The sequence below is a fragment of the Nocardioides sp. NPDC023903 genome (genome assembly GCF_040639295.1).
GTDB lineage: Bacteria > Actinomycetota > Actinomycetes > Propionibacteriales > Nocardioidaceae > Nocardioides.
The window spans coordinates 1-17,318 of the sequence record NZ_JBEZZS010000028.1 but is presented as its reverse complement, the minus strand read 5'-3'; the positions used below and the strand labels follow the sequence as shown (position 1 = coordinate 17,318).

Below are 17,318 nucleotides of genomic sequence, written 5' to 3'. Positions count from 1 at the left end.
TGGCTAGATGAGCCGGGCGAACCAGCGCAGGGAGAGCGCGGCGGCGACGAAGGCGAGGACCATGGCGCCGATGACGACCCAGACGGTGATCTCGCGGTACTCGACGTGGTAGCCGACGAGGGTGCCGATGTCGTCGTAGACCTCGCGCAGCTCGTCGGCGCTGGAGGCGCGGTAGAACTGGCCGCCGGTGGTGTCGGCGAGCTCCCGCAGCGTGTCTTCGCGGACCTCGACCGACTGTCCGCCGGGCAGGGCGGCGCTGGAGCCCTCGGTGCCGTACGCGATCGTCGAGACCGGCAGTCCCGCCTCACGGGCGGCCTCGGCCGCGGCTGCCGGGTGGCGACCGGCGGAGTTGCCACCGTCGGAGAGGAGTACGAGGTGGGCCGGCGACCCCTCCTCGTCGGTGTCGTCCTCGGAGTCGGGCGAGGGTGAGGCGGACGGACCACCCGCCCCGGCCTCGTCCAGGATCTGCCGCAGGTCGTTGACCGAGGAGTAGACGGCCTCACCGATGGCGGTGCCGCCGTCGGGCGGGCCGAGACCCTCGATGCTGCGGGCGACCAGGGCGTGATCGGTGGTCGGGCTGGAGACGACGCGAGCGTTGCTGGAGAAGGTGACGAGCCCGACGTTGTAGCGCGCCGGGAGCTGGTCGACGAAGCTGACGGCGGCGGCCTTCGCGGCCTCGAGACGGTTGGGTGGCATGTCCTCGGCCGTCATCGAAGCGGAGGTGTCGATGGCGACCAGGATCGTGGCGCGTTCGTATGGCACCTGTGCCCGGACCTGGGGCTGGGTGGTGGCGACGGCCAGCAGGGCCAAGGCACCGACGACCAGCCCGGCCGCCAGGTGGCGGCGCCAGCGGGGGCGGTGCGGGACGAGGCGCTCGAGCATGGGCGCGGTGGCGAACCGGAGGGCGTACCTGATCCGGTGGCGCTGCATCACCAGGTAGCCGATGGCGAGCAGGGCGATCGGGATCAGCGCGAGCAGGAACAGGGGCTGGGTGAGTCTCATCGAGGGCTCCTTCCGGTCAGTGGGTGGCCGTGGCCGAGCGTGAGCGGGCCGGCCGGGGGTGCCGTGCCCGACGGCGCAGCAGGCGGATGAGCAGGCGTGCCCAGTCGTCGTCGGTCGAGACCCGGAGGTGGTCAGCACCGGCGGCCCGGACGGCCTCCGCGTTGTGCTCGCGCAGCGACGTCATCGCCTCGGCGTACGCCGCCCGCAGCCGCGGGTCGGAGGTGTCGGCCTCGTGCTGACGGCCGGTCTCCGGGTCGAGGATCGTGACGTGGCCGACGGCGGGCAGGTCCACCTCGCGAGGGTCCACGATCTCGACGACGATCACGTCGTGGCGCGCGGTGAGCCGCCGCAGCGCGGGCTCCCAGTCGAAGGGCCGCTCCCAGGTCCCGTCCGTGGGCAGCAGGTCGGAGACGATCACCCGCAGCCCCGGGATCCGGGCGCGCCGGCCGAGCTCGACCAGTGCCGTCGCGAAAGTGGCGCCGGATGTTTCCGCGCCGCCGCTACGCGGCGAAGGTGGCTCCGAGGTCAGCAGCCGACGAGCGACCCGGCGACCCGTGGTGGGCGGGCGCCAACGTACGCCGCCTGCATCCAGGATTCCGAGCCCGACCCGGTTGCCGGGGCCGTCGGCCACGATGCCGATCGCGGAGACGGTCGCCTCGGCGACCTCCACCTTCTCGGCGAGCGCGGTCCCGAAGGCCATGCTGGGTGTGCGGTCGACCAGGACCCACGTCTCGAGCTCGTGCTCGGCCTGGGTGAGCCAGACGTGCGGGTCGCCCAGGCGGGCGGTGGCGTTCCAGTCGATGCGGCGTACGTCGTGGCCGGGGGAGTAGGGCACCAGCTCCTCGGCGTCGCTGCCCGGCCCGAGCCGCAGCCCGGCCGTCTCGCCCTGGAGCAGCCCGCTCACCCGGCGCTGGACGGTCAGATCCAGCCTCCGGAAGGCGCCGTCGGGCGAGCGCCGTGCCGGGTTCACGAGGCCAGCTCCGCATCGGGCGTCGGCTCGGCGGTCTCGGAGTCGTCGTCGCTCGGCGTCGCCCGCGGTTGCGGGACGACGGCGAGGACGGCGTCCACGACGGCGCGGGGGTCGACCCCGTCGGCCTCGGCGTCGAAGGTGAGCACCAGCCGGTGGGCCAGGATGTCGCCGGCCAGATCGGCGACATCGGCGGGCAGCACGTAATCGCGTCCGCGCAGCAGTGCCAGGGCACGGCCTGCGGTGATGAGACCGAGGCTGCCGCGGGCGCTGACGCCGTAGGCCAGCAGGCCCTCGAGGTGGCGGAGCCCGTAGGCGTGCGGTGTACGCGTCGCCATGACGAGCTTGACGGCGTACTGCGCGACGGTGTGATGGACGAAGACCTGGTCGGCTCGTGACTGCAGCTGCCGCAGCGCGGTGGCGTCGAGAATCTGCTCGGCGTGCGGCGGCTGGGTGCCCATCCGCTGGATGATGGTCATCTCCTCGAGCTCGTCGACGTGGCCGACGTCGACCTTCAGCAGGAACCGGTCGCGCTGGGCCTCGGGCAGCCGGTAGACGCCGTCGTTCTCGATCGGGTTCTGGGTGGCGAGGACGAGGAACGGGTCGGGCAGGCGATGGCTGGTGCCGCCGATGCTGACCTGGCGCTCCGCCATCGCCTCCAGCAGCGCCGACTGCACCTTGGCCGGGGCCCGGTTGATCTCGTCGGCGAGGACGAGATTGGCGAAGACCGGACCCAGCTCGGTGTCGAACTGCTCCGCCGACGGGCGCCAGACCCGGGTGCCGACGATGTCGGAGGGCATCAGGTCCGGGGTGAACTGGAGCCGGGCGAACGAGCCGCCGACGACGTCGGCCAGGGTGCGTACGGCAAGGGTCTTGGCGACGCCCGGCACACCCTCGAGCAACACATGGCCGCGGGCGAGCAGCCCGACCAGCATCCGCTCGATCATCAGGTCCTGGCCGACGACGACGCGCTTGACCTCGAACAGCACGCGCTCGAGGACGGCAGTGGTCCCGATGTCGGACCGGACCGGCTGTGTGATCGGCTGCTTGTGCTCTGGCTCCCACATGGGGACCTCCCTGGCTGGCTGTGTCCTGGATGGGTCTGCTGAGCACCGATCACATCGAAGAAAGGCGAAAACCAGCGGAAACGGCACCGAAAGCGATCCGAAAGAGCTGGGCGGAACCGATACAGAGCGATTACGTCCTACGCATGGGCGCCGGCCTGGCCACGCGCTACCGTTCTTGAGCGTGAGGGTCTTGATCGTCGAGGACCAGGCGGGCCTGGTCAGCGCCCTGCGGGTCGCGCTGCAGCGGGAGGGGTACGCCGTCGACGGGGCCGGATCCGTCGCGGATGCCCTGGAGAAGCTCGGCGTGAACGCCTACGACCTCGTCGTCCTGGACATCAATCTGCCCGACGGGAGCGGCTTCGAGGTCGCCGCGGCGCTGCGTACGGGTGATGTGGAGATCCCCGGCGAGGAGGCCCCGCGGATCCTGATGCTCACCGCCCGCAACCGCCTCGACGACCGGGTCCGCGGCCTCGACGTCGGCGCCGACGATTACCTGACCAAGCCGTTCGAGCTGGCCGAGCTGACCGCGCGGCTGCGCGCGCTGCTGCGCCGGCCGAGCAGCGATGGCACCGCGGTGCTGTCGCACGGACCGATCCGGCTCGATACCGCCCGGCAGCTGGCCCGGCGCGGCGACCGGGAGCTCGGGCTGACGCTCAAGGAGTTCTCGGTCCTGCGCTATCTGATGACCCGGCCCGCCTACATCGTCTCGGCCGAGGAGCTCCTCGAGCACGTGTGGGACGAGAACGCCGACCCGTTCACCCAGACCGTGCGGGTCACCGTCGGCACCCTGCGTCGCAAGCTCACCGTCGGCGAGGAGACTCCGGCCCTGGAGACCGTCGTCGGCCGCGGCTACCGGCTCCGTGACCTGCCCGAGCTGGATCAGGGCGCGACCGCATGAGCGAGGGTCCGGGTCGGCTGGTGCCGCGGTGGCTCCGTACGGTGCGGGTGCGGCTGACCCTGACGTACTCCTCGCTCCTGTTCGGGGTGACCGCGCTGCTGCTCGCCGGGGTCTATCTCGCGCTCTCCAGCAGCATCAGCGCCGCGCCGCTGGACCCGGTGACGGTCAAGAAGTTCGAGACCGAGGACGGCCACATCGTCTACAAACCGGGGCAGGAGTTCCAGGCCGCGGACTTCGCCGACGTGCAGGAGGCGGTCAACTACGCCTCGCTCCAGACACTGCGCAACTACTCGATCATCGCGCTGATCGTGATGTTCGTGCTCAGCCTGGCCATCGGCTGGTGGGTGGCGGGGCGCGCGCTGCGGCCGGTCGGCGCGATCACCCGCACCGCCCAGGAGATCAACGCCTCCGACCTCACCCGGCGCATCGGCGCGACCGGACCGCACGACGAGCTGCGTACGCTCGCCGACACCATCGACTCCATGCTCGCCCGCCTCGACCGGGCGTTCTCCGACGAGCGCCGGTTCGTCGAGGACGTCTCCCACGAGCTGCGCAACCCGGTCTCGCTCATCCACACCAACGTCGAGGCCGTCCTCGCCAACGATCGCTCCACCATCCCCGAACGCCGCGAGGCCAGCCTGGTCGTGCTCCAGGCCACCCGCCGGATGCGCCGCCTCCTCGAGGACCTGCTGGCCATCGCCCGCAGCCGCTCGGAGGCCTTCACCGACCGTCAGGTCGACCTGGCCGCGGCTGTCACCGCGGCGGTTCGGGAGTATCGGCTGCCGGCAGAGGCGCGCGGCCTGAGCGTGGTCGAGCGCAGCCATGGTGGGCCGGTCGTCGTCGGCGATCCCGACGCGCTGCAGCGCGTCATGGCCAACCTGCTGTCCAACGCGGTCAGACTCGCCCCGGCCGACTCCACCCTCACGGTCGGCATGGGCAGCCAAGACGGCTGGGCCTGGGCCGCGGTCGCCGACGAGGGTCCGGGGATCGACGAGGCGAACCAGGAACGCGTCTTCGACCGGTTCTACCGGGGCAACGGTACGTCCGGGGATGACGCGGTCACCGACGGATCCGGCCTCGGCCTCTCCATCGCCCGCCAGATCGCCGAGAGTCACGAGGGCCGGCTCGTGCTGGTCAGCCACGGCTCGGCCGGGAGCACCTTCGTGCTCTGGCTCCCCGACCACGCCATGAACCGTTCGGCCGGGCGCACCGACGCGCCACCAGAAGGTGACCCGCTGCTCGGGCGGCGTACGGACCTACCCTTTGAGGAGTGAGCATGAGAACAGCATCGACGTGGCTCGGCGTACGAGCTCTCGCCCCCGTGGTTCTGCTCGGAGCCGTCACCAGCGCCTGCATGAACGTCACCGTCCAGGTGGACCCAGCCCCCACGCCTCCCACCAAGCCGACGACCTACTACGGCACCGTCGAGAAGGTCGAGAAGGTCGAGACGGTCGAGGAAGCCCGCTGGTCGACGACGTACGCCGACGACCCGACGTACGAGACGTGGGAAGACTGCTGGGAGAGCTGAGCCGTCACCGCCAGTGCGCGGCTACCGCGTCCCGAGCAGCTGGCGTGCCATCACCAGGCGCTGGATCTGATTAGTGCCCTCGTAGATCTGGGTGATCTTCGCGTCGCGCATCATGCGTTCGAGCGGGAAGTCCTGGGTGTAGCCGGCTCCGCCGAGGAGTTGGACGGCGTCGACGGTGATCTCCATGGCGGTGTCGCTGGCGAAGCACTTGGCGGCCGCTCCGAAGAAGGGCAGGTCGCTGGCGTCCCGCTGGGACTTGGCGGCGGCGATGTAGACGAGCTGGCGGGCGGCCTCGAGCTTCATGGCCATGTCGGCGAGCATGAACTGGATCCCCTGGAAGTCGGCGATGTGCTTGCCGAACTGCTGGCGTTCCTGGACGTAGGCCAGCGCCTGGTCGAGGGCGCCCTGGGCGATGCCGACGGCTTGGGCGGCGATGGTGATGCGGGTGTGGTCCAGGGTGCGGAGGGCGAGCTGGAGGCCGGTGCCGGGTTCGCCGATGATGCGGTCGCCGGGCAGGTAGACGGCGTCGAACATCAGCTCGCAGGTGGGGGAGCCCTTGATGCCCAGCTTCTTCTCGGGTGCACCGATGGTGAACCCCTCGTCGCTCTTCTCCACGACGAAGGCGCTGACGTTACGGCCTCGCTGGCCGTCGGGGTCGGTGACCGCGAGGACGGTGTAGTAGTCGGAGATCCCGGCGTTGCTGATCCACGACTTCTGGCCACTCAGCACCCAGTGGTCGCCGTCGAGGACGGCGCGGGTCTTCATGGAGGCGGTGTCGGAGCCGGCCTCGCGCTCGGAGAGGGCGTACGAGAACGCCGAGGTGCCTGCGGCGAGCGGCGGGAGGTATCGCTGGTTGAGGCTCTCGGAGCCGGCGAGGATGAGCGGGAGGCTGCCGAGCTTGTTGACCGCGGGGATCAGCGAGGAGGAGGCGCACACGCGCGCGATCTCCTCGATGATGATGCAGGTCGCCAGCGCATCGGCGCCCTCGCCGCCGTACTCCTCCGGCACGTGCGCCGCGTGGAACCCGGAGGCGACGAGCGCGTCGTACGCCTCGGTCGGGAACCTGGCGGCGGTGTCGACCTCCGCGGCGTACGGAGCGATCTTGTTCGCCGCGATCGCGCGCACCGCCTCGCGCAGGTCGAGGTGGTGGTCGGCGAGCTCGAGGTAGGGAAAGTCGTCGGTCATGGTGTCTCCTTGGTCGATGGCTGAGTCGATCTCAGTAGTGGTAGAAGCCGCGGCCGGTCTTGCGGCCCAGCAGGCCGGCGTCGACCATCCGCGCGAGGAGCGGCGGCGGGGCGTAGAGCGGCTCCTTGAACTCCTCGTAGAGCGACTCGGCCACGGCCTTGGTCGTGTCCAGCCCGATGAGGTCCGCGAGCGCCAGCGGTCCCTGGGGGTGGGCGGCGCCGCGGACGAGGCCCTGGTCGATGTCCTCGGCGGTCGCGAACCCGGACTCCAGCATCCGGATCGCGGAGAGCACGAACGGGATCAGCAGCGCGTTGACCACGAAGCCCGCCCGGTCCTGGGAGTCGATGGGGTGCTTGCCGAGGTCCTGCTCGACGAACGTACGCACCCGGTCGGCGGTCTCCTGCCCGGTCAGCAGGCTGGGCACGAGCTCCACGAGGGAGAGCACGGGGACCGGGTTGAAGAAGTGCAGCCCGATCACCTGCGCGGGTCGCTCGGTGGCGACCGCGAGCTTCATGATCGGGATGGAGGAGGTGTTGGAGGCCAGTACGGCCTCGGGGTCGGTGACGATGGCGTCGAGCCGGGTGAACAGCGTCGTCTTGGCGGCTTCGTCCTCGACGATCGCCTCGATGACCAGGTCGCGGTCGGCGAGTGCTTCGAGGTCGCTGCTGACGGTGATGCGCTTCAGCACCTCGGCGGCGTCTGTGATCTTCCCGCGCTGCTCTGCCCGTTCGAGGGAGGCCCGGAGGCGGTCGTGACCGGCCTCGGCGGCAGCCGGATTGGCGTCGATGAGGACGACGTCCTTGCCGGCGCGCGCGGCGACCTCGGCGATGCCGGCGCCCATCAGTCCCGCGCCGACGACGCCGATGTGGTTGAACCCGTTCATGTGCAGCCTCCTTGTTGGTACTCCGTACCTTATAGACGGAACGGCGTACCAACAAGTAGGTTCAGATCATGAGCGAGAAGCCTCGACCAGCGACGACGAAGGACCGTCTGGTCGCAGCAGCGTTCGAACTGTTCGAGGAACGCGGGTTCGAGGCGACGACCGCCGAGGACATCGCGCGTCGCGCCGGCGTCGGGCGTACGACCTTCTTCCGTGCGTTCGGGTCCAAGGACGACGTGATCTTCCCCGAGCACGACCTGCTGCTCGGTCGCATCGACGAGCGTCTGGCCGCCGCGACCCCGGCCACGCGTGCGCTTGCGCTGAGCGAGGCCACTCGCGTCGTGCTGCGTCACTACATCGACGAGGGGGAGCTGGCGCGAGCTCGCTACCGCCTGGTCGGTTCGGTGCCGGCCCTTCGTGCCCGGGAGACGGGTGGGATCCAGCAGTACCAGCGGCTGTTCGCGCGCTGGCTCCGCGAGTGGATGTCCGATCTGCCCGACGGGCAGCTTCGGGCCCATCTCCTGGCAGCTGACCTGGTGGCCGCGCACAACTACGTGCTCCGGCGCTGGCTCCGGGACCAGACCTCCGACCCCGAGACCGAGCTCGACCAGGCGATGCGGGTCGCCCTCGAGCGCTATCAGCCCTCAGGCCTCGAGCCGTCCTCCGCCGTGGTCGTCCTACGCACCTCGGCCACGCCCGCCGCCATCCAGGCGCAGCTCCAGCCCTTGCTCGACAACGAAACGCCCTGAGCCGAGTGGCGCGTCGGTCTATCTGGTGGTGATCTCCGCGAACGGCAGTGGGCAGCAGTCGCTGCTCGCGCACTCGTGCAGATCGTCGCAGCCAGCGTCGAGGGCGGCGCGGAGGTTGTCTCGGATCGCGATGAGGTCAGCCATCCGGGCCTCGACCTCGACCAGCTTGGCTCGAGCGCGCACCTGGAGCCCGGAGTCTCGCCCACGACGTCGGCCGACCTCGATCAGGTCGGCCACCTCGTCGAGGGTGAACCCGAGCCGTTGGGCTGCCTTGATGATCCGCAGGGTCTGTACGGCCCGCTCGTCATAGAGCCGATGCCCGCCCGGACTTCGGTCCGGCTGCTCGATCAGCCCGCGGCGCTCGTAGTAACGCAGCGTCTCCTTGTTGACGCCCGCAGCCTGAGCGACGTCGTTGATCCGCAGGCTCACGAGGAGAGCTCCTGGGCTCGTTCGGCCAGGGCGTCAAGGATCTCCTGGCGCGCGGGCGGCACCGAGATGTCGAGGGTGAGGTCCTCGTCGGTGCCATCGATGGTGAAGGTGAAGAATGAGCAGCACGCGGTCTCGCGTGCGGTCAGGTCGCGGACCCGCTCGAGGAGACCCTCCGTGCCGACGAGGTGCATGCGTCGTACGTCGTTGCCGCGCCGTCGAACGCGGCGGACCGATGTCGCGAACAGGGCATCGAACTCCGCCAGCCGTAGCGGGCGCTCAGCGGTCGGCATCGTGCACGCGTCGGTGGTCAGCAAGCTCTCCATATCGACAACGGTAAACCCGGACCTGGGTACAGGTTGCAAGTCCGGGCACCGTTGTCGTCGTCAGCGCTTGGCCAGGACGAGCGCGTACGCCTTCTCCGGATCGGTCCACCAGCGAAGGTCGCGGAAGCCCGCCGCAGTGAGCTCGAGAGCGGCGGTGCTTCGGCGGAACTTGCAGGACAGCTCGGTGAGGAGCTCTTCACCCTCGTCGAACTTGATATCGAGGTCGAGCTCGCGCAGCTCCACGCGGGTGGACTCCTGCGCGACGAGCCGCATCTCGATACGTTCCTCCTCGGTGTTCCAGAGCGCCAGGTGCCGGAAACCGTCGAGGTCGAAGTCGGCGCCCAGGCTCTGGTTGAGAACGCGCAGCGCGTTGAGGTTGAACTCGGCGGTCACACCGGCGGAATCGTCGTAGGCGGCGACCAGCTGCCCGGGGTCCTTGACCAGGTCCAGCCCGAGCAGCAGACCTTCCCCGGGCTGCATGGCGGCGGCGACCGAACCCAGGAACCGTTCTCGCCCGGGACGGTCGTAGTTGCCCAGGGTGCTGCCGAGCAGTGCGATCAGCCGGCGTCCCGGGGTCGGCAGCTGCCCGAGATGCTGGTCGAAGTCGGCGACGACGCCCTCCAGCACCAGCCCCGGCCTCTCGTCGGCGAGTGCATCCATCGCCTGGGTGAGCGCGCTGGCGCTGACATCGACCGGGACGTACGTCGTCAGCCGGCCGGTCTGGGTCAGCGCGTCCAGCAGGAGCCGGGTCTTCTCCGAGGAGCCAGACCCGAGCTCGAGAAGCACCTCGGCGTCGGAGGCCTCGGCGATCTCCCGCGCGTGCTCGGTCAGCAGCGCCCGTTCGGTGCGGGTCGGGTAGTACTCGGGCAGCCGGGTGATCTCCTCGAACAGCTCCGAACCACGCTTGTCATAGAAGTACTTCGGTGGAAGCCACTTCGGAGCCGCGCTCAAGCCGGTGCGCGCGTCCTCCGCGAGGCTCTGACGCAGGTCCTCGGCGGTCAACAGGGTGGTGAGCCTGCCCCGGGCTGGTGTGCTGGTGCTGGTCTGGCCGTTGCTGTCGAGGGTCACGCGGAGTTCTCCTTCGAGTTGTGTTGAGGTGTGTCGAGTCGCCACCAGGTGGGCCCGCACGGGCTGAGGACCCCGATGGTGCGCGGCGGGATCGAGGTGGACGGAGCGCCTCCGAGCGGACGGTTGCTGACGACGTACTCCCAGGACGCCGGCTCCACAAGGTTGCTGCCCTCGTCGCCGGTCAGCAGGGCGAGGTCCTCCCCGTCACTGAGGAGAACCGAGAAGCCGCCCACCGCCAGCTCGATGGCGAGCTGGACCACGGCAGAGCCGACCGGCAGGCGCTCCTGCTGCGCCTGGTCGAGGATGAGGCGCCACGAGGCGTCCACGGTGCCGCTGATTGCGACGGTCCATGAACCCAGCTGCAGCGGAGCGGGGCAGTCCTGGTGATCACAGGCCCACTCGACGTGGGTCTTGCGCGGTCCGAGGATGCCGCGATGGGCGCACGTGACGGCAGCCGACCAGGTCACGCACGACGCCCGTCGTCGGCGAGCCGGAGCCCCGTGACGGGCCAGCGTGCGCCGGGCGGGAAGAAGTTCCGGTACGAGGCACGGGTGTGTCCCGGCGGGGTGAGCGCGCAGCCGCCGCGGAGGACCATCTGGCTCGACATGAACTTTCCGTTGTACTCGCCGATCGCGCCGGCGGCGGGGTGGAAGCCCGGGTAGGGCAGGTACGCCGACGAGGTCCACTCCCAGCAGTCGCCGAAGAGCTGCCGCAGGCCGCCGGTCGAGGGGCCTGCCGCGCGTGGGTGGAAGCTGTCCCGGTCGGCGAGGTTGCCGGCCACCTCGTAGGTCCGGGCAGCGTGCTCCCACTCGGCCTCGGTCGGGAGGCGCTTGCCGGCCCAGGTGGCGTACGCGTCGGCCTCGTAGTGGCTCAGATGGCAGACCGGCAGCCCCGGGTCGAGCGGCGATGTGCCGTGCAGGGTGTGCTCGAACCACTCACCGTCGAGCTCGCGCCAGTAGAAGGGCGCCTCCCAGCCCTCGGCGTTGACCCGCGCCCATCCGTCCGAGAGCCACAGCTCGGGGCGCCGGTAGCCGCCGTCGGCCATGAACTCCAGCCATTCACCGTTGGTGATCAACCGGTCGGCCAGCCGGTACGGCTCCAGCCACTGCTGATGCCGTGGCAGCTCGTTGTCGAAGCAGAACCCACCACCCTCGGACCCGATCTCGACCAGGCCGCCGTCGAGATCGACCCATCCGAGCCGGTCGACCCCGTCGCCAGCGACCGGACGCCCGGCGTACGTCGGCTGCAGCGGATTGAGCGACAGCACGTGCTTGATGTCCATCAGCAGCAGCTCCTGGTGCTGCTGCTCGTGGTGGAAGCCGAGCTCGATGGTCGGGGCGAGCTTGGCGAAGGTGCCCTCGTCCACGCGGTCGAGCAGGTCCCTGACCCGGTCGTCGACGTTGCGCCGGTAGTCGCCGACCTCGTACGCCCCGGGGCGGCTGATCACGCCACGCAGCGGCCGCGAGTACCTCGGTCCGACCTGCTCGTAGTAGCTGTTGAAGAGGAACCAGTATTTGTCCTGGAATGGTGTGAAGTCGGGCTCGTTCTCCGCCAGCACGAAGGTCTCGAAGAACCAGGTCACGTGCGCGCGATGCCACTTGGTGGGCGAGACATCCGGCATCGACTGGACCGTCTGGTCCTCGGGGGAGAGGGGTGCTGCGAGGCGTTCGGTGTCGGCCCGGACTTCGTCGAAGCGGGCGATCGCGGTGGTCGTGTCCATCTCACGTCTCCTGACGGTGGAAGGTCGAGTACGCCAAGTGCTACGAACCACTCTGCCTGGTCGCCCAACCCACGCCACGTGTTTTTAGCGGCGGCCACGACCGGGTCGATACCGGCCCCGGTGTGCAGTCGGGGCACCTAGAATCTGAGTCGTGCAGGAGCTTCGGACGGCGGCGTGGACGCGCGGCGCGCGCTTTGCCTCGTCGCGGCGAGCCGATGAGTAGGCACCGAGCCGCACCTCGCCGCAGAGGTCGAAGACGTACGGCAGGCGGCTTCGCCGTTCTCGCCGTCCTCCTCACGGGAACGGCCGTGGCCGTCCCGCTGGTCCCGATGGCGCGGGACGGCGACCCCAACGAGAGCACCGAGCGGGTCGCGGTCGTATTGGATGCCACCTCGCCCACTGTGTCTCCGACGCCAAGGACCAAGGAGCTCAACGGCGAGGTCGCCGCAGTCGAGGGTCGCGTACCCCGACCGAGCGGACCACCCGCATCGTCCGTGTCCATACCCGAGCGCGGGCCGGGCAGATTCGACGTCGCCGCCGCCCCATCCAGCCCGATCGAGAACGCGACGACGTACCGGGTCGAGGTGGAAGAGGGAGTGCCCTACGCGACCGACGAGGTCGCACGCTTCATCCAGACCACACTCGCCGACAAGCGCGGCTGGGCGGTCAAGCACCGGCTCGTACGCGTCGACGGTGACGCCGACCTGCGGATCGTTCTCGCCACACCCGAGACCACCGACGCATTGTGTGCGCCGCTCGACACCGATGGCCGGCTGTCCTGCCGCAACGGCAGCGATGTCGTACTCAATGCCTGGCGGTGGCACTTCGGCGCCGAGGGCTACGCCGACAACCTGACCGACTACCGGCGGTACGTGGTCAACCATGAGACCGGTCACGCCCTCGGCTACCCGCACGTGGAGTGCCCGGGCGACGCCGCGCCCGCCCCGGTGATGCTGCAACAGACCAAGGGGCTGGACGGCTGCGCCGCCAATCCGTGGCCGGCCCGCGCGGATCTCGCGGGGCACTGAGCCGGACGAGTTCCCGGCACAGTTGGCGTCTCAGCAGACGGCGTCGGCGGATGAATCGCAGGCGCTGAGGATCCGCTTGGTGACCTCGTCGACCTCGCCGAGGCCGTCGACCTCGACGATGAGGCCTCGGCTGCGATAGGCGTCGATGAGTGGCGCAGTCTGCTCGAGGTAGATCTCCTGGCGGCGTCGGATGATGTCCTCGGTGTCGTCGGCGCGGCCTTCGATCTGGGCACGCTGCAGCAGCCGCTCGACGACCTCGCGCTCGTCGACGACGAGGCTGATGACGACGTCGAGCTCGTGGCCGGTGGGCTTGATCATCCCGTCGAGCTCCTCGACCTGTGCAAGCGTGCGGGGATAGCCGTCGAGAAGGAAGCCGTTGGCCGCGTCGGGCTCGGCGACCCGGTCGCGGACCATGTTGTTGGTGACCTCGTCCGGCACGTACTCGCCGGCGTCCAGGTAGCGCTTGGCTTCCAGGCCCAGGGGAGTGGCCAGCGATACGTTGCTGCGGAAGATGTCGCCGGTGGAGATGGCCGGGATGCCGAAGTGCTGGGCAAGGTACTTGGCCTGGGTGCCCTTACCGGCACCGGGTGGGCCCATGATGATGATCCGCATCAGCGACCCGCCATGCTCGCGTGATCGCCCGCGGCACGTTGTGCGCACGACCGGCACATCTCGGGAGACGTCATGTCGACGGGGAGCTCCCAGAAGGTGTACCAGAGCGCCGTCGGTTCTCCGCAGGCCGTTCGCTGGGAGCCGTTCCTTCGGATGTGGACGGTGCCCCAGGGCAGTCGGTGGCGAGAGTGCCGCGGCTGTGTCTGAGGCGCCGTCGCGAGCCACTGCATGCCGACGTTGCCACGCGACTGAGGCCTTGGGAGAGTTGCAGGCGCTGGTGTCATCACGGGTCCCTTCAGCTACTTGATCTCGGCGATGACGGCGCCGTTGGCGACGGTCTCGCCCACGGTGGCGTTCAGGCCGGTGACGACGCCGGTCTTGTGGGCCTTGAGGGGTTGTTCCATCTTCATGGCCTCGATGACCACGACGACGTCGCCCTCGGTGACCTCTTGGCCTTCTTCGACGGCGATCTTGACGATGGTTCCCTGCATCGGCGAGGTCACCGAGTCACCGGAGGCGGCCGCACCGGCCTTCTTCGCTGACCGCTTGGGCTTCTTCGCCGCGGCGCCGCCGCCGACGGCGAGGCCGCCGAGCCCGGCGGGTAGGGAGACGTTGAGGCGTTTGCCGCCGACCTCGACGACCACGGTCTGCCGCTCGCCGTCCTCGGCGGGTTCACCGGTGGCACCGGCATACGGCGTGATCTGGTTGTCGAAGTCGGTCTCGATCCAGGTCGTGTAGACCTCAAACGACCCGTTCTGGGCGGTGTAGGCCGGGTCGGAGACCACGGCCTGGTGGAAGGGGATCACGGTCGGCATCCCGTCGACCTTGAACTCATCCAACGCACGACGTGAACGCTCGAGGGCTTGGGTGCGGTCGCGGCCGGAGACGATCAGCTTGGCGATCAACGAGTCGAAGGAGCCCGGGATGGTCTCCCCCTTCTCATAACCCCCATCCAGGCGCACCCCGGGTCCGGCGGGTGGTGCCCATTCGGTCAGGGTGCCGGGGGCGGGCATGAAGTTGTTGCCGCCGTCTTCGGCGTTGATGCGGAACTCGATGGAGTGGCCGCGGACCTCCGGGTCCTCATAGCCGAGTTCTTCGCCGGCGGCGATCCGGAACATCTCGCGCACGAGGTCGATGCCGGTGACCTCTTCGGAGACGCAGTGTTCGACCTGGAGGCGGGTGTTGACCTCGAGGAAGGAGATGGTGCCATCGGCGGCGACCAGGAACTCACAGGTCCCGGCGCCGACGTAGCCGGCCTCCCGCAGGATCGCCTTGGAGGACTCATAGAGCCGCTTGTTCTGCTCCTCGGACAGGAACGGCGCCGGCGCCTCCTCCACCAGTTTCTGGTGGCGACGCTGCAGGGAGCAGTCACGCGTGGAGACCACCACGACGTTGCCGTGGGTGTCGGCCAGGCACTGGGTCTCGACGTGACGCGGGCGGTCGAGGAACTTCTCCACCAGACACTCACCACGACCGAACGCCCCCACCGCTTCACGGACGGCGGATTCGTAGAGGTCGGGGATCTCCTCCAGGGTGCGGGCGACCTTCAGACCGCGGCCGCCGCCACCGAAGACGGCCTTGATGGCGACCGGGAGGCCGTACTCCTTGGCGAAGGAGACGATCTCGGTAGCGTCCTTGACCGGGTCCTTGAGACCCGGCGCCAACGGCGCACCGGCCTTGAGCGCGATCTGCTTGGCCTTGGCCTTGTCACCCAGCGCATCGATGGCCTCGGGGGAGGGACCGATCCAGGTCAGACCGGCCTCGATCACGGCGGTGGCGAAGTCGGCGTTCTCGGCCAAGAACCCATAGCCCGGATGCACGGAGTCCGCGCCGGACTGGCGGGCGACGTCGATGATCTTCTCGATGGAGAGGTACGACTCCGCGGGGGTGGCTCCACCCAACGAGTAGGACTCATCGGCCAGCCGCACGAAGAGCGCGTCACGGTCGGGGTCCGCATAGATCGCGACCGAGCCGATCCCGGCGTCCTTGCACGCACGGATCACTCGAACGGCGATCTCACCGCGGTTGGCGATCAAAACCTTTGTCAGTTCAGGCACGGTGTTCTGCTTTCTACGACGGTCAGTTCGGCAGCGCGCTGGCGCGCCATGCGTTGGGGCCGGGGTGGATCGGGGTACGCAGCTTGGGGGTGGCCCACAGGGAGCGCTGCTTCTTCTTCGGGGGCTCGGCTGAGCCCAGGGCCGAGAAGACGGCCACGATCGCGGCTATCTCTTCGGGGGTGGCGTTGTGGTCGATGACCTTGAGCAACGGCTTCTGCTCATCAGGGCTGGTCATGTCCGTGACCACCTTTCGTTCTTGGTTCGGGTTGCGTCTGGTTTGGGTTGGGAGCCCGCCGAGTCGGCGCAATCCGGTCCTCGCTCGCTTCGCTTCGCTGCGGTCCGGTTGCGCCGACTCGGCTTTATCCGCTCTTCGCCGACCCTCGCTTCGCTTCGGGGCCGACTCAGAGCGGGATGTTGCCGTGCTTCTTCGCCGGGAGCGTCTCGCGCTTGGTGCGCAGCAGTCGCAGGGCGCGGGTGACTTCGGCGCGGGTCTCGTGGGGTGGGATGACGGCGTCGATGTAGCCGCGTTCGGCGGCGATGTAGGGGTTGGCCAGGGTGGTCTCGTACTCATCGATCAGCTGGGCGCGCTTGGCCTCGACCTCGTCGGTGCTGGCGCCGGAGGCTTCCAGGTCGGCCAGGGTGCGGCGGTGGATGATGTTGGCCGCGCCTTGGGCGCCCATGACCGCGATCTGGGCGGTGGGCCAGGCCAGGTTGATGTCGGCGCCGAGGTGTTTGGAGCCCATCACGTCATAGGCGCCGCCGTAGGCCTTGCGGGTGATGATGGTGACCAGGGGGACGGTGGCCTCGGCGTAGGCATAGATCAGCTTCGCGCCGCGGCGGATGATGCCGTTGTGTTCTTGGTCGGTGCCGGGGAGGAACCCGGGGACGTCGACGAAGGTGATCACGGGGACGTTGAAGGCGTCGCAGGTGCGTACGAAGCGGGCGGCCTTCTCGGAGGCGTCGATGTCGAGGCAGCCGGCGAACTGCATCGGCTGGTTGGCCACGATCCCGACCGGGCGGCCCTCGACACGGGCATAGCCGATGATGATGTTGGGCGCCCACAGCGGCTGGACCTCGAGGAACTCCTCATCATCGACGATGTGGGAGATCACCTCGTGCATGTCGTAGGGCTGGTTCCCGCCGTCGGGGATGAAGGTGTCCAGCTCCCGGTCCAGCTCCGAGATCTCCAGGTCGGCGGTCTCATCAAACGCGGGCGGCTCCTCCATGTTGTTCGACGGCAGGTAGGACAACAGCGCCTTGACATACTCGATCGCGTCGGCCTCATCGGCACCCATGTAGTGGGCCACCCCGGACTTGGAGTTGTGGGCCAGGGCGCCGCCGAGCTCTTCCATGGTGATGTCCTCACCGGTGACGGTCTTGATGACATCGGGGCCGGTGATGAACATGCCGGAGGTCTTGTCGACCATGATGGTGAAGTCGGTGACCGCGGGGGAGTAGACATGCCCGCCGGCGCAGTTGCCCATGATCAGGCTGATCTGCGGGATCACCCCGGAGGCGTGGACGTTGCGTTTGAAGATCTCGCCGTAGAGGCCGAGGGAGACGACGCCTTCTTGGATGCGGGCGCCGGCGCCCTCGTTGATCCCGATCAGCGGGGACCCGGTCTTGATGGCCAGGTCCATGATCTTGGTGATCTTCTCGCCATAGACCTCACCCAGCGAGCCGCCGAAGACGGTGAAGTCCTGGGAGAAGACACAGACCTGACGGCCCTCGATGGTGCCGTACCCGGTGACCACCCCGTCGCCGAAGGGACGGTTCTTCTCCAGCCCGAACGCCACCGAACGGTG

General features: G+C 69.2%; 19 protein-coding genes. 5 read left to right on the top strand and 14 right to left on the bottom strand.

The features are described 5' to 3' along the window. Positions 1-3 precede the first annotated feature (3 nt). Genes AB0F44_RS23035 through AB0F44_RS23025 form a run of 3 tightly spaced genes read right to left on the bottom strand, consistent with a single transcriptional unit; the run spans position 4 to position 3,036 of the window. Positions 4-1,002 carry a VWA domain-containing protein gene (locus AB0F44_RS23035; protein WP_357358997.1) on the bottom strand — a complete coding sequence of 333 codons (999 nt, stop codon included), beginning with the start codon at positions 1,000-1,002 and terminating at the stop codon, positions 4-6. A gap of 16 nt (positions 1,003-1,018) precedes the next feature. After that, positions 1,019-1,972 (bottom strand): DUF58 domain-containing protein, encoded by a 954-nt coding sequence (locus AB0F44_RS23030; RefSeq protein WP_357358996.1) that lies wholly within the window; start codon positions 1,970-1,972, stop codon positions 1,019-1,021. Next, the gene (locus AB0F44_RS23025; protein ID WP_357358995.1) at positions 1,969-3,036 is read right to left on the bottom strand and encodes an AAA family ATPase; all 1,068 of its coding nucleotides are present in this window, start codon (positions 3,034-3,036) and stop codon (positions 1,969-1,971) included. Before AB0F44_RS23025 ends, AB0F44_RS23030 begins: the two co-directional genes overlap by 4 nt. A 181-nt stretch (positions 3,037-3,217) precedes the next feature. On the opposite strand from AB0F44_RS23025, the gene AB0F44_RS23020 reads away from it, so the two are divergent. Genes AB0F44_RS23020 through AB0F44_RS23010 form a run of 3 tightly spaced genes read left to right on the top strand, consistent with a single transcriptional unit; the run spans position 3,218 to position 5,462 of the window. Continuing rightward, positions 3,218-3,934, top strand: coding sequence for a response regulator transcription factor (locus AB0F44_RS23020; protein ID WP_357358994.1), 717 nt, complete (start codon positions 3,218-3,220; stop codon positions 3,932-3,934). Further along, entirely contained in the window at positions 3,931-5,208 is a 1,278-nt protein-coding gene (locus AB0F44_RS23015) for a HAMP domain-containing sensor histidine kinase (protein ID WP_357358993.1), read from the top strand. Before AB0F44_RS23020 ends, AB0F44_RS23015 begins: the two co-directional genes overlap by 4 nt. 2 nt (positions 5,209-5,210) lie before the next feature. Beyond that, complete coding sequence (locus AB0F44_RS23010; RefSeq protein ID WP_357358992.1) at positions 5,211-5,462, top strand: hypothetical protein; 252 nt, start codon at positions 5,211-5,213, stop codon at positions 5,460-5,462. A gap of 21 nt (positions 5,463-5,483) precedes the next feature. On the opposite strand, the gene AB0F44_RS23005 is transcribed toward AB0F44_RS23010, so the two are convergent. Then, positions 5,484-6,647 (bottom strand): acyl-CoA dehydrogenase family protein, encoded by a 1,164-nt coding sequence (locus AB0F44_RS23005; protein ID WP_357358991.1) that lies wholly within the window; start codon positions 6,645-6,647, stop codon positions 5,484-5,486. 31 nt (positions 6,648-6,678) lie between these two features. Continuing rightward, positions 6,679-7,530, bottom strand: a complete 852-nt coding sequence (locus AB0F44_RS23000; RefSeq protein WP_357358990.1) for a 3-hydroxybutyryl-CoA dehydrogenase — start codon at positions 7,528-7,530, stop codon at positions 6,679-6,681. A gap of 68 nt (positions 7,531-7,598) precedes the next feature. Between AB0F44_RS23000 and AB0F44_RS22995 the strand changes: the two genes are divergently transcribed. Further along, a complete protein-coding gene (locus tag AB0F44_RS22995) occupies positions 7,599-8,276 on the top strand; it encodes a TetR family transcriptional regulator (protein ID WP_357358989.1) in 678 nt (225 codons plus the stop codon). An 18-nt stretch (positions 8,277-8,294) separates the two neighbouring features. On the opposite strand, the gene AB0F44_RS22990 is transcribed toward AB0F44_RS22995, so the two are convergent. The 5 genes from AB0F44_RS22990 to egtB are packed head-to-tail and all read right to left on the bottom strand — an operon-like array spanning position 8,295 to position 11,816. Beyond that, the gene (locus AB0F44_RS22990) at positions 8,295-8,705 is read right to left on the bottom strand and encodes a MerR family transcriptional regulator (protein ID WP_357358988.1); all 411 of its coding nucleotides are present in this window, start codon (positions 8,703-8,705) and stop codon (positions 8,295-8,297) included. After that, a complete protein-coding gene (locus AB0F44_RS22985) occupies positions 8,702-9,028 on the bottom strand; it encodes a hypothetical protein (protein WP_357358987.1) in 327 nt (108 codons plus the stop codon). Before AB0F44_RS22985 ends, AB0F44_RS22990 begins: the two co-directional genes overlap by 4 nt. A gap of 60 nt (positions 9,029-9,088) precedes the next feature. Then, positions 9,089-10,096 carry an L-histidine N(alpha)-methyltransferase gene (gene egtD, locus AB0F44_RS22980; protein WP_357358986.1) on the bottom strand — a complete coding sequence of 336 codons (1,008 nt, stop codon included), beginning with the start codon at positions 10,094-10,096 and terminating at the stop codon, positions 9,089-9,091. Then, entirely contained in the window at positions 10,093-10,563 is a 471-nt protein-coding gene (locus AB0F44_RS22975) for a hypothetical protein (RefSeq protein WP_357358985.1), read from the bottom strand. The genes egtD and AB0F44_RS22975 overlap by 4 nt, the downstream gene beginning before the upstream one ends. Further along, positions 10,560-11,816, bottom strand: coding sequence for an ergothioneine biosynthesis protein EgtB (gene egtB / locus AB0F44_RS22970; RefSeq protein ID WP_357358984.1), 1,257 nt, complete (start codon positions 11,814-11,816; stop codon positions 10,560-10,562). Before egtB ends, AB0F44_RS22975 begins: the two co-directional genes overlap by 4 nt. 308 nt (positions 11,817-12,124) lie before the next feature. On the opposite strand from egtB, the gene AB0F44_RS22965 reads away from it, so the two are divergent. Then, positions 12,125-12,844, top strand: a complete 720-nt coding sequence (locus AB0F44_RS22965; protein ID WP_357358983.1) for a DUF3152 domain-containing protein — start codon at positions 12,125-12,127, stop codon at positions 12,842-12,844. 30 nt (positions 12,845-12,874) lie between these two features. On the opposite strand, the gene AB0F44_RS22960 is transcribed toward AB0F44_RS22965, so the two are convergent. The 4 genes from AB0F44_RS22960 to AB0F44_RS22945 all read right to left on the bottom strand — a co-directional run. Next, on the bottom strand, positions 12,875-13,456 hold the full coding sequence (locus AB0F44_RS22960; RefSeq protein WP_357358982.1) for an adenylate kinase: 582 nt from the start codon (positions 13,454-13,456) through the stop codon (positions 12,875-12,877). Between the two features lie 299 nt (positions 13,457-13,755). Next, on the bottom strand, positions 13,756-15,513 hold the full coding sequence (locus AB0F44_RS22955; RefSeq protein WP_357358981.1) for a biotin carboxylase N-terminal domain-containing protein: 1,758 nt from the start codon (positions 15,511-15,513) through the stop codon (positions 13,756-13,758). Positions 15,514-15,535: 22 nt separating this feature from the next. Continuing rightward, on the bottom strand, positions 15,536-15,748 hold the full coding sequence (locus AB0F44_RS22950; RefSeq protein WP_357358980.1) for an acyl-CoA carboxylase subunit epsilon: 213 nt from the start codon (positions 15,746-15,748) through the stop codon (positions 15,536-15,538). 166 nt (positions 15,749-15,914) lie between these two features. Further along, the coding region (locus AB0F44_RS22945; RefSeq protein ID WP_357358979.1) for an acyl-CoA carboxylase subunit beta at positions 15,915-17,318 on the bottom strand (1,404 nt) is incomplete at its 5' end.

Coding starts and splice junctions, on each gene's coding strand:
- AB0F44_RS23035 (WP_357358997.1), bottom strand. CDS start 1,002: ATGAGACTCACCCAGCCCCTGTTCCTGCTCGCGCTGATCCCGATCGCC.
- AB0F44_RS23010 (WP_357358992.1), top strand. CDS start 5,211: ATGAGAACAGCATCGACGTGGCTCGGCGTACGAGCTCTCGCCCCCGTG.
- AB0F44_RS23015 (WP_357358993.1), top strand. CDS start 3,931: ATGAGCGAGGGTCCGGGTCGGCTGGTGCCGCGGTGGCTCCGTACGGTG.
- egtB (WP_357358984.1), bottom strand. CDS start 11,816: ATGGACACGACCACCGCGATCGCCCGCTTCGACGAAGTCCGGGCCGAC.
- AB0F44_RS22985 (WP_357358987.1), bottom strand. CDS start 9,028: ATGGAGAGCTTGCTGACCACCGACGCGTGCACGATGCCGACCGCTGAG.
- AB0F44_RS23000 (WP_357358990.1), bottom strand. CDS start 7,530: ATGAACGGGTTCAACCACATCGGCGTCGTCGGCGCGGGACTGATGGGC.
- AB0F44_RS22960 (WP_357358982.1), bottom strand. CDS start 13,456: ATGCGGATCATCATCATGGGCCCACCCGGTGCCGGTAAGGGCACCCAG.
- AB0F44_RS22950 (WP_357358980.1), bottom strand. CDS start 15,748: ATGACCAGCCCTGATGAGCAGAAGCCGTTGCTCAAGGTCATCGACCAC.
- AB0F44_RS22995 (WP_357358989.1), top strand. CDS start 7,599: ATGAGCGAGAAGCCTCGACCAGCGACGACGAAGGACCGTCTGGTCGCA.
- AB0F44_RS23025 (WP_357358995.1), bottom strand. CDS start 3,036: ATGTGGGAGCCAGAGCACAAGCAGCCGATCACACAGCCGGTCCGGTCC.
- AB0F44_RS23005 (WP_357358991.1), bottom strand. CDS start 6,647: ATGACCGACGACTTTCCCTACCTCGAGCTCGCCGACCACCACCTCGAC.